General features: G+C 72.6%; 10 protein-coding genes. 8 read left to right on the top strand and 2 right to left on the bottom strand.

Translation table 11 applies throughout. The annotated features are described in order from the left end of the window. The first annotated feature begins 29 nt into the window (after window positions 1–29). The gene (locus tag J3P36_RS12445; RefSeq protein WP_210508490.1) at window positions 30–1,376 is read left to right on the top strand and encodes an amidohydrolase family protein; all 1,347 of its coding nucleotides are present in this window, start codon (window positions 30–32) and stop codon (window positions 1,374–1,376) included. A gap of 105 nt (window positions 1,377–1,481) precedes the next feature. On the opposite strand, the gene J3P36_RS12440 is transcribed toward J3P36_RS12445, so the two are convergent. Further along, complete coding sequence (locus tag J3P36_RS12440; protein WP_307807083.1) at window positions 1,482–2,432, bottom strand: PDR/VanB family oxidoreductase; 951 nt, start codon at window positions 2,430–2,432, stop codon at window positions 1,482–1,484. Further along, on the bottom strand, window positions 2,429–3,058 hold the full coding sequence (locus J3P36_RS12435; RefSeq protein WP_307807082.1) for an XRE family transcriptional regulator: 630 nt from the start codon (window positions 3,056–3,058) through the stop codon (window positions 2,429–2,431). Before J3P36_RS12435 ends, J3P36_RS12440 begins: the two co-directional genes overlap by 4 nt. A gap of 252 nt (window positions 3,059–3,310) precedes the next feature. On the opposite strand from J3P36_RS12435, the gene J3P36_RS12430 reads away from it, so the two are divergent. The 7 genes from J3P36_RS12430 to J3P36_RS12400 all read left to right on the top strand — a co-directional run bounded on the left by J3P36_RS12430 (window position 3,311) and on the right by J3P36_RS12400 (window position 10,258). Then, a complete protein-coding gene (locus J3P36_RS12430; RefSeq protein WP_210508489.1) occupies window positions 3,311–4,579 on the top strand; it encodes an amidohydrolase family protein in 1,269 nt (422 codons plus the stop codon). 4 nt (window positions 4,580–4,583) lie between these two features. Further along, the gene (locus J3P36_RS12425) at window positions 4,584–5,363 is read left to right on the top strand and encodes an ABC transporter ATP-binding protein (RefSeq protein ID WP_210508488.1); all 780 of its coding nucleotides are present in this window, start codon (window positions 4,584–4,586) and stop codon (window positions 5,361–5,363) included. Beyond that, window positions 5,360–6,211 (top strand): ABC transporter permease, encoded by an 852-nt coding sequence (locus J3P36_RS12420; RefSeq protein ID WP_210508487.1) that lies wholly within the window; start codon window positions 5,360–5,362, stop codon window positions 6,209–6,211. Before J3P36_RS12425 ends, J3P36_RS12420 begins: the two co-directional genes overlap by 4 nt. 59 nt (window positions 6,212–6,270) lie before the next feature. Beyond that, the gene (locus J3P36_RS12415; protein WP_210508486.1) at window positions 6,271–7,464 is read left to right on the top strand and encodes an ABC transporter substrate-binding protein; all 1,194 of its coding nucleotides are present in this window, start codon (window positions 6,271–6,273) and stop codon (window positions 7,462–7,464) included. A gap of 111 nt (window positions 7,465–7,575) precedes the next feature. Then, window positions 7,576–8,904: an FAD-binding oxidoreductase gene (locus tag J3P36_RS12410; RefSeq protein WP_210508485.1), complete on the top strand. Its 1,329-nt coding sequence runs from the start codon at window positions 7,576–7,578 to the stop codon at window positions 8,902–8,904. Further along, complete coding sequence (locus J3P36_RS12405) at window positions 8,901–9,686, top strand: creatininase family protein (protein WP_210508484.1); 786 nt, start codon at window positions 8,901–8,903, stop codon at window positions 9,684–9,686. The genes J3P36_RS12410 and J3P36_RS12405 overlap by 4 nt, the downstream gene beginning before the upstream one ends. Beyond that, window positions 9,683–10,258, top strand: coding sequence for a pyridoxamine 5'-phosphate oxidase family protein (locus J3P36_RS12400; protein ID WP_210508483.1), 576 nt, complete (start codon window positions 9,683–9,685; stop codon window positions 10,256–10,258). Before J3P36_RS12405 ends, J3P36_RS12400 begins: the two co-directional genes overlap by 4 nt. Window positions 10,259–10,402 lie beyond the last annotated feature (144 nt).

The raw sequence follows: 10,402 nt of genomic DNA, 5'->3' as shown, positions 1-10,402 counted from the left end.
CGTAACGGGCGGGATGTAGGAACGGGAGCATGCTCATCCTGCACGATGCCGTCACCGTCGTACGCGCCGACGGGACGGAGGGGCCCGCCGATGTCGTGGTGTCGCAAGGCAGGGTCGCCGCCGTGACCGCCCCCGGCGCGGGCGGGTCAGCCGCGCAGTCGCTCGCCCCGGACGAGCCCGTCGAGCGGCTGTCCGTCGCCGGCTGCGTGCTCACCCCCGGGCTCGTCAACGCGCACCACCACCTGCTGCAGACCGCGTTCCGCACGCTGCCCGGCACCCGCGGCGTGCCGATGCGCGACTGGCTGCCCACCATGGCGGCTGCCTACGCGGCCGTCGGCGTCGACCCGGAGTCGACGGGGATCGCCGCGCGGGCAGGCCTCGCCGAGGCGCTGCTGAGCGGCGTCACCACCGTGGCCGACCATCACCTCACCTGGCCGGCCGGGGCCGACTCGGTGGGCATGGCTCGCGCGACGGCGGATGCGGCCCTCTCGCTCGGCGCCCGGCTCGTGTTCGTGCGCGGCACCGCCCGTGACGCGGCGGGTCCTGCTGCGGAGAGCGCCGAGGCGATCGTCGAGGCCCTGCTGCCCGGGGCGTCCGGCGGCGTCACCGCCGACGGGCTGCTGCAGGTGGCGGTCGGTCCTGCAGGAGTGCACAGCGACGGCCGCGAGACCTTCGAGCTGCTCGGCGAGGTCGCCGCGCGGCACGGCCTGCGGCGGCGCACCCAGGCGAACGAGCAGGTCGACGTCGAGATCGCGGCCGAACGCTACGGGCGTCGCCCGCTCGACCTGCTCGAGGAGTGGGGGTGGCTCGCCCCCGATGTGACGATCGCGCACCTGTGCGCGGTGACGGACGCCGAGATCGACCGCCTCACGGCGGCGGGCGTCACCGCGACGCACGCCCCCGGCTGCGACGTGCCGATGGGGTGGGGCGTCGCGCCCGTTGCTCGGCTGCTCGCCGCGGGCATCCGCGTAGGCCTCGGCACGAGCGGCGGCGGCAGCAACGACGCCGGGCACCTCCTCGCCGACGCGCGGCTCGCGATGCAGGTCTCGGGGCTCGTCGGGCCGCAGCTGCCCGCGCGCACCGCGCTCGAGATGGCGACGGCGGGGTCCGCGGACGGCCTGGGCCGGCCGGACCTCGGCAGGATCGCGGTGGGGGCCGCGGCCGATATCGCCGCCTGGGACGTCACCGGTGCCGCGGACGCGGGCGTCGCCGACCCGGTGGCGGGCCTGCTGTGGGCCTCTCCCGGTCGCAGGCCGCGGCACGTCCTGGTGGCAGGCCGACCGGTGGTGGAGGACGGCCGCCTGACGAGCGCGGACGAGCGGGCGATCGTCCGCGACCTCGAGGACCTGCTCCGGCGGCGGACCGGCGGGAGCTGAACCGCCCTCTCCCCCAACAGTCAGAAATCCCGCCAACAGGCAGAACTCCGTCATTTCTGCCTGTTGGCGGGAGGAATGCCTGTTGAGGGACGGGGAGAAGGAGTGTCAGAGCTCGAGGGTGATTCGGGGGCACCTCGCGCGGGAGACGCAGACCATCATCGCGAAGCTGTCCTCCTGCTCCTCCGGCGAGAGGACGCTGTCGCGGTGCTCGATCTCGCCGTCCACCACGGCGACCTCGCAGGTGCCGCAGGTGCCGACGCGGCAGCTCGACGGCACCAGGATGCCGTGCTCCTCCACGACCTCGAGGATGCTCCGCTGCGGCGGCACCGTCACCGTCTCGCCGGACAGCATCAGCTCCACCTCGAACGGCTCGTTCCAGACCGGCTCCCCGAGCACCTTCGCCTCGAACCGCTCCAGGTGGATGGAGCCGCGCGGCCAGGAGCGGCCCGCCTCCTCCACCGCCTCGATCAGGCGCCGCGGTCCGCAGCAGTAGACGATCGTGCCCGGCTCGGGATCGGCGAGGAGCGCCGCGACGTCCGCGCGCATCCCCTCGTCGGCGACGAAGAACTCGGCGGTGTCCGCGTAGTCGGCGGCGAGCTCCCCGGCGAACGCCATCGCCGACCGGGATCGCCCGGCGTACACCAGCCGCGTCTCATTGCCGGCCGCCGCAGCGGCCCGCAGCATCGCGTAGATCGGGGTGATGCCGATGCCGCCCGCGATGAAGATGTACTTGCGGCCCGGGAACGGCGCGAACGAGAAGTGGTTGCGCGGTCCGCGCACCTGAAGGGTGTCGCCCTCGGCGACGGCGTCGTGCAGGTGGGCCGAGACGCCGCCCTCCTTCAGCACGCCGATGCGCCACCACGAGCGGTCGTTCGGGTCGGCGCACAGCGAGTACTGGGCCTCCCGGCCGTCGGCGAGCACGACGTCGATGTGCGCGCCCGGAGACCAGCCGGGCAGCGGGCGGCCGTCCGGCGACTCCAGCTCGAGCAGCACGACCGCGTCCGCCGCCATCGTGCGGCGCCGCACCCGGACCGGGAACTCCCCGCCGGCGCTCACGGCCGATCCTCTCCCCGGCCGAACCGGTCCTTCACGACGAGCATCCGATACGGCTTCCCGCCGGGAGAGCTCCACCGGTGCGGGGTCCGGGAGTGCCAGTAGAGGGAGTCGCCCTCCTCGAGCAGCCACTCCCCCTCCCCGTCGAGCTCCACCCGCACGCGGCCCTCGAGGACGTACACGAACTCGTCCTCGTCGTGCACGTAGAACGCGTCGGGCTCCGCGTTCGATCCGGCGAACTCGATGGGCTGGAACTGCCGGAGGCCGCGCACCAGCAGCCGGGCGCCGCCCTCGGCGTACGGGCCGGTCGGCCCTTCGCCCGCCCGCACGAGCGACGGCGTGATGTCGGCGTCCTCCACGGCGGGCTCCTCCGCGCCGGCGAACAGCTCGAGCTGGCTCGTGCCGAGCGCCCGGGCGATGCGCTCCAGGCTTCCCATGCTCGGCCGCGCGAGGCCGCGCTCCAGCTGGCTGAGGAACGGGTGCGAAAGGCCCGCCGCTTCGGCGAGCGCGACGAGGGTCATGCCGCGGTCGAGCCGCAGGCGGCGGATGCGCCGGCCGAGCCGGCCGGCCTGGACGTCGGCGACAGGTGCGGGGCGGATGGCGCCCGCGAGCGTGCCGTCCGCGGTCACGTCGACGCGGAGATCGGAAGTGCGAACGGTGTCCTCCGGAGGGTGCAGAAGGGGCGCCGGAACGGGCCCGCGAGTCTCATGCAATCACGGCTATAGAAGGCTCCCTCGCCCTCGGCGAAGCAATTTACAGAGGGTCACACCGGCGTTACACCGCGGAAACGCACCGTCCATAGCGTCGTCCCTGTTGATGTCGTGAACATCCCTCCTGCCCCGACGGCGCGGCAGCACCCCCTCGAACCGGAGGTCCCCGCCGTGCCCGAAGCCCTTCCCCGGCCCCTCCGCCTGCTCCGCGGCGCCACCCTCGCGGACGGCCGCCGGGTGGACGTGGAGCTCGACGGGAACCGCGTCTCCGCCGTGCTGCCGGCCGGCGTTGCAGCTCCCGCGCCGGCCGACGCGACCCTCGAGCTGGACGGCTATCTCCTGATGACGGCTCCCGCGGAGCCGCACGCCCACCTCGACAAGGCCATGTCCTACGACCTCATCCGCCCGCCGCAGGGCGATCTCGTCCGCGCCATCGAGTCGTGGAAGGCGTACGCGAGTGGCATGACGGTCGAGAGCATCGCCGACCGCGCCCGGGCCGCCGCGCTCCGGCTCCTCGCGAACGGCACGACCGCCGTCCGCTGCCACGTCGACATCCTGCAGGGCGACGAGCCGATGCGCGGCGTCGAGGCCCTCGTCCAGGTCCGCGAGGAGCTCGCCGGGCTGATGCACCTCGAGCTCGTCGCCCTCGCCGGCTGGCAGGCCCCGGACAGCGACGTGGAGGCCGCTCTCGATCGCGGCGTCGACCTCGTCGGCGGCGCATCGCACCTCGCGCCCGACCCCTCCGCCGACCTGCGCCGCCTGCTCGCCATCGCGGAGCGCCGCGGCGTCGGCGTCGACCTGCACACCGACGAGGGACTCGGCGGGCCCGACACCCTCACCGAGTACGCCCGCCTGGTGCGGGACTGGCCGGTCACGACGAGCGCAGGCCACTGCGTCCGGCTCGGCGTGCTGCCGCCCGAGCAGCTCGAGCCGCTGATCGACGAGGTGCTGGCGAGCGACATCGGCATCATCACGCTGCCCATCACGAACCTCTACCTGCAGGGCTGGGAGTACCCCGTGGCGACCCCGCGAGGCCTCACCGCCCTGCGGGCACTGCTCGACGCCGGCATCCGCGTCGCCGCCGGCGCCGACAACGTCCGCGACCCCTTCAACCCGGTCGGCCGCTGCGACGCGCTCGAGACGGCGTCCCTCCTGGTCACGGCCGGGCACCTCGACTTCGAGGAGGCGATCGCGCTCGTCACCGACAACGCCCGGGACGTGATGGGCCTCCCCGCCGCCGGACCCGTCGCGGGTCGAGTCGCCGATCTCCTCGCCGTCCGGGCCGAGAACCTCGGCGAGGCGATCGCCTTCGCCCCCGGCGACCGGTTCGTGCTCTCCGCGGGCCGCCTCGTCAGCCGCACCACCGTCCAGACCGATTCAGCCGCTCCGGCGACCCTGGCGCCCGCGCCCCTCCTGTCCACACTGTCCTCCGGAAGGTGATCCCATGACCCTCTCCACTCCGACCCGATCGCCGGCCGCGCCGCCGACGGGCACGGCCCTGCTCGACTTCCGCGACGTCGCCATGCAGTTCCCGAACGGCACCATCGCGCTCTCCGGAGTCGACCTCACCGTGGAGCGCGGCGAGTTCGTCACCGTCGTCGGGCCGTCCGGCTGCGGCAAGAGCACCCTCCTCCGCATCGCCTCCGGGCTCGAGAAGGCGTCCGCGGGCACCGCGAGCGTCGCGACCAGCCGGATCGGCTACGTCTTCCAGGACGCGACGCTGCTGCCCTGGCGCGACGTCGAGAGCAACGTCGAGCTCCTCGCCGAGCTGAACGGGCGGTCGAAGAAGGACCGTGCGGCGAAGGCGGCGGACGCGATCGAGCTGGTCGGCCTCACGGGATTCGAGAAGCACCTGCCCAAGCAGCTGTCGGGCGGCATGCGGATGCGCACCTCACTCGCCCGCTCACTGACCCTCGACCCGGAGCTGTTCCTCTTCGACGAGCCGTTCGGCGCCCTCGACGAGATCACCCGCGAGCGCCTCAACGACGAGCTGATCCGCCTCTTCGCGGAGCAGCAGTTCGGCGGCCTCTTCATCACGCACTCGGTGTCCGAGGCCGTCTACCTGTCGACGAAGGTCGTCGTCATGTCGGGCCGGCCCGGCCGCATCGTCGACGTCTTCGAGGTGCCCTTCGACATGCCCCGCGACCCCGACGTCCGCTACACGGGCGAGTTCGCCGAACTCGTCGGCAAGGTCTCGCACGCCCTCCGGGAAGGCCACTCATGAGCACCGTCGCGAAGGAGCTCCCGACCACGGGCTCCCCCACCCTCCAGGTCCGTCGCCCCGGCCGCGGAACCAAGGGCACCGCCCTCCTGGTCGGTCCCCCCATCGCGTTCCTCGCGCTGATCCTCGCGCTCTGGTATCTGGTGAGCGCCCTGCTCGGCCGGCTCAGCTTCCTGCTGCCGGCGCCGCACCGGATCTTCACCGAGGGCTTCTTCGACGCCCGCGTCGCCGGTGACATCGGCAACGCGATCGTCCAGACGCTGCTGGTCAGCCTCGCCGGTCTCGCCGTCGCCATCGTGATCGGGGTGGTCTGGGCGGTCGCGATGTCGCAGGCGAGGGCCATCGAGCGCACGCTCTACCCCTACGCGGTCATCCTGCAGTGCATCCCGATCCTCGCCCTCGTGCCCCTCATCGGGTTCTGGTTCGGGCAGGAGTTCTTCGCGCGGATGATCGTCAGCGTCCTCATCGCCCTCTTCCCGATGGTGTCGAACACCCTGTTCGGCCTGCAGGGCGTCGAGAGGTCGCAGCGGGAGCTGTTCAAGCTGCAGGGCGCATCCCGCTGGACGGTGCTCACCAAGCTGCAGCTGCCGGCCGCACTGCCGGCCATGTTCGCGGGCATGCGGATCTCGGCGGGGCTCGCCGTGGTCGGCGCGATCGTCGGCGACTTCTTCTTCCGCCGCGGCACGCCGGGCATCGGCTCGCTCATCTCCAACTACACCGCGCGACTCCAGGGTCCGCAGCTGTTCGCCGCGATCCTCGCGGCCGCCCTGCTCGGCGTCGCGATCTTCGCCCTGTTCGGCTGGCTCACGAAGGCCGCCGTGGGCAAGTGGTACGAGCCCGCCACCAACTAGACCCCTCCTCCGCACCACCTCGCACCATTCCTGCACTCCACTACAGAAAGCGAGAGGTCATGCACCTCAAGTCCAAGCGGGTCGCCGCCTTCGCGTCGGTCGCCATCGCGACCGTCGCCCTCACCGCCTGCAGCGGCGGCGCCAGCGGCGCCGGCGAGTCGGAGGCCCCGAGCACCGACCTCGCCGTCGGCTCGATCGACCTGGCGGCGGCCGGCTGCCCGGCCACCATCGTCGTCCAGACCGACTGGGTTCCCGAGTCCGAGCACGGTCACCTGTACCAGATGATCGCGGACGACTACACGATCGACGCCGAGGCGAAGTCGGTCACCGGTCCGCTGATGGCGGCCGGCGAGTACACCGGCGTGAACCTCGAGATCCGCGCCGGCGGGCCGGCCGTCGCCTTCTCGGGCGTCGCAGCCACCATGGGTCAGGACTCCGAGATCACGATGGGCTACGTCGGCACCGACGCGAACGTGCAGACGTCCGACCAGTTCGCGATGACCGCCGTGTTCGCGCCGCTCGACAAGAGCCCGTTCATGGCGATGTGGGACCCGGAGACCTACCCGGACGTGACCGACTACGGCAGCCTCAGCGACGCCCTCCTCGAGAGCGGCGGCAAGCTCCGCTACTTCGGCGCCAGCTCCCCCTACATCGACTACATGATCAACGAGGGGATCATCGACCCGGCCGTCGGCGACGGCGGCTACGACGGCACGCCCGCCGCGTTCGTCGCGGCGCAGGGCAAGGACGCGCAGCAGGGCTTCGCGTCCGCCGAGCCCTACATCTACAAGAACGAGGTCGCCGACTGGGGCAAGGACGTCGAGTACGCCCTCGTCAGCGACGAGGGCTGGGACCCGTACTCGTCGGCGGTCTCGGTGCGCACCGAGGAGCTCGAGGACCTCTCCGGCTGCCTCGAGGCCTTCGTGCCGGTGATGCAGCAGGCCGAGGTCGACTTCTTCGCCGACTCCGACGCCACGATCGACCTCATCCTCGACGCGACCGAGCAGTACGACCTCGGCTACCCCTACTCGCAGGGCGTCGCGGAGTACTCGGTCGAGACGCAGCTGGCGGAGGGCCTCGCCGGCAACGGCGAGAACGACACGATCGGCGACTTCGACGACGAGCGTGCGGCGGCGTTCTTCGACAAGGCCGTCGCCACGTTCGAGGGCCAGGGCACGACGGTCAAGGAGGGCCTGACCGCCACCGACACCTACACCAACGAGTTCATCGACGAGTCCATCGGGCTCGAGTAGTCCCCGGTCGGACGACCTCTCGCGGGGTGGCAGCGCGCGCCGCTGCCACCCCGCGGGCATTCCCCCCCACCGAGCCCACCGCCTCCCGCCAGCACCGACCGAAAGCGACCCATGACCCAGACCCTCGCCCCCGTCCTCCTCCTCGAGCAGGAGCTCCGCGAGATCCTCGGCGACCGCGCGGTGAGCGCCGAGCCGCGCGTCCGCGAGCGCGCGAGCGTCGACGGCGCGCCGATGTCGCCGATCCTCGCCGAGCAGCTTCCGCTCGGACTCGCCGACCTCGTCGCCTTCCCGACGAGCGCCGAGCAGATCGCCGCGGCGGTGGGCGCCGCCAGCCGGCACGGAGTGCCCATCACCCCCCGCGGCAAGGGCACCGGCAACTACGGGCAAGGCATCCCGATGCGCGGTGGCCTCGTCCTCGACATGTCCCGGGCGCGCGCCATCGTCGAGGTCGGCGACGGGCACATCACGGCCGAGGCCGGAGCGCAGATGGTCGCGCTCGAGCAGGCCGCGTGGGCGTCGGGGCAGGCGCTCTGGATGTACCCGTCCACCACGCAGTCGTCGATCGGCGGCTTCCTCGCCGGCGGCTCCGGCGGCACCGGCACCATCGAGCACGGCGCGAACCACATGGGCTTCGTGGTCGCGCTCGACGTCGTGCACGCCGACGGCAGCGGCGAGCTCGTGCACGTCGAGGGCGACGAGGCCCAGCAGTACGTGCACAACTACGGCACCGCCGGCATCATCGCCCGCGCCACCGTGCGGCTCGAGCCGCTGCGGGACTGGCGCGGCCTGTACGCGAGCTTCCCCGACTTCCGATCGGCGCTGTCCGTGCTCCGCGAGATCGGTCGGATCCAGCCGCCGCCCCGCCTCGTCTCGGCCGACAACCCCGCCATCTCCGCGGCCCTGCCCGCCGACGACGCGATCCCCGCGGGCCGCAGCAGCATGCGCGTCCTCCTCTCCGCCGACACGATCGACGCCGCGAGCGCCCTGATCCTCGGCGCCGGCGGACGGGTCGAGGACATCCGGGACGGCGCGCAGACGAGCATGCGGATCTCGATGCTGAGCTACAACCACCCCATCGAGTGGCTGCAGAAGAGCCGCGCCTTCCCCACGTTCCACGTCGAGGTGGGCGGCGACGCGCTCGTCGACCGCATCGACGAGGTCGAGGCCGTCTACCCGGACGGCCTGCTGCACATCGAGGCCGGCCACAGCGTGCCGATCGGGATGCTCTCGGGACGGTACGAGAGCCCCGAGCAGGTGTATGCCGGCATCGAGGCGCTGAACGCGCTCGGCGTCGGCGTGCACAACCCGCACCAGTGGAACGTCGACTTCGAGATCGAGCGCACCGTCGAGGTCGCGAAGCGGACGGATCCGCACGGACTGCTCAACCCCGGCAAGCTCAACCCGGACTACGCGGGGCCCCGCAAGGGCGCCATCCGATGAGCCGCCTCCTCGCAGAGCTTCCCGGCAGCGACGTGGCCTCCACCCTGACCGCCGAGTCGGTGATCGTCGTCCCGACCGGGGCGATCGAGCATCACGGGCCGCACCTGCCGCTCGTCACGGACTCGCTCATCTCGGAGACGGTGGCGACCGCCGCCGTGGCTCGCGCGGCGTCGGGGGGGATGGACGTCTGGCAGGCGCCGACGCTGACGATCACGAAGTCGGACGAGCACTCCTGGGCGCCCGGCACCCTCTGGCTGAGCGCGACGACGCTCTTCTCTGTGCTCACCGACCTCGGCCGCTCGATCGCACAGACCCCCGCGCGCAAGGTGGTGTTCCTCAACGGGCACGGCGGCAACGCGGCCCTGCTCCAGGTCGCGAACCGGGAGCTGCGCCGCCTGTTCGGGCTGCAGACCTTCACGATGCCCGCGACCCGGGTCGCCGCCGGCGACGGGCAGGACGGGCGCCCCGACGAGTTCGGCATGGGCATCCACGCCGGCTACGCGGAGACCTCCATCGTGATGCACCTCCGCCCCGACCTCGTCGACGAGAGCCGCTTCGCCCGGAACGTGCCGGAGCACCTGGCGGACTTCGAGCAGATCGGCTTCAACGGCTATCCGGTGACCTTCGGCTGGCTCTCGAACGACTTCGGTCCTTCCGGCGTCGTCGGCGATCCGACCGGGGCCAGCGCCGCCGAGGGCGCGCGGATGTTCGAGCGCAGCGTCGACGGCGTCGTCGGAGCGCTCGGCGAGATCGCCCGGTTCTCCCCTGGCGTCGCCTCGTGACCCTGCCCGCCGAGGCGCTGCGCCTCCTCGCCGACTGGCTGCCCGGCAACGACGATCCCGAGCGGCCGCGGATGCAGCTCGCGACCGTCGACGCGTCCGGACTGCCGGACATCCGGACCGTGCTGCTCAGCGAGTGGGACGAGACCGGCTTTTTCCTCCACACCGACGCGAACTCCCGGAAGGTCGCGCAGCTGGCCTCCTTCCCCGGCGTCGCGCTCGACCTGCTCTGGCCCGGCTTCGCGCGGCAGCTCGTCGTCCAGGGCCGCGCGGAGCGCGCCGACGGGGACGAGGAGCGCCGCGTCTACGCCCGCCGCTCCCCCTACCTGCGGCAGCTCGCGTGGCAGAACACGGCCGAGGTCGCCCAGCTGCCGCGCGAGGAGCGGACGCGTCAGTGGGCGGAGTTCGCCGATGCCCACGACATCGCCGCGCTGGAGGCCCCGGCGACCTGGGTCGGCTACCGCGTGCGTCCGTCGCGCCTCACGTTCTGGGAGGCGGACCCCGAGGGGCCGAGCCACCGGGTCGAGTTCGGCCTCTCGGACGAGGGCTGGGCGCGCTTCGACCTGCCCGGGTGACCGCCGATCCTCCCCTCCGTCAGCTGTCAGCATCCGCCGGCGGCCCTTCGGCAGGAACGGCACGGCCGTCGAGGCATGCTCAGCAGTCACCGGAGTGGTCCGGCAGGCGGAACAGGGCCGATTCTTCCTGCTGGGCACCCTGCG

The organism is Naasia sp. SYSU D00057 (genome assembly GCF_017916505.1).
Taxonomy (GTDB): domain Bacteria; phylum Actinomycetota; class Actinomycetes; order Actinomycetales; family Microbacteriaceae; genus Naasia.
This window is presented reverse-complemented; position numbering and strand designations above follow the sequence as displayed.

Bases quoted from the DNA above. Each gene is read 5' to 3' on its own strand.
- J3P36_RS12445 (WP_210508490.1), top strand. From the start codon at position 30: ATGCTCATCCTGCACGATGCCGTCACCGTCGTACGCGCCGACGGGACG.
- J3P36_RS12425 (WP_210508488.1), top strand. From the start codon at position 4,584: ATGACCCTCTCCACTCCGACCCGATCGCCGGCCGCGCCGCCGACGGGC.
- J3P36_RS12420 (WP_210508487.1), top strand. From the start codon at position 5,360: ATGAGCACCGTCGCGAAGGAGCTCCCGACCACGGGCTCCCCCACCCTC.
- J3P36_RS12415 (WP_210508486.1), top strand. From the start codon at position 6,271: ATGCACCTCAAGTCCAAGCGGGTCGCCGCCTTCGCGTCGGTCGCCATC.
- J3P36_RS12410 (WP_210508485.1), top strand. From the start codon at position 7,576: ATGACCCAGACCCTCGCCCCCGTCCTCCTCCTCGAGCAGGAGCTCCGC.
- J3P36_RS12405 (WP_210508484.1), top strand. From the start codon at position 8,901: ATGAGCCGCCTCCTCGCAGAGCTTCCCGGCAGCGACGTGGCCTCCACC.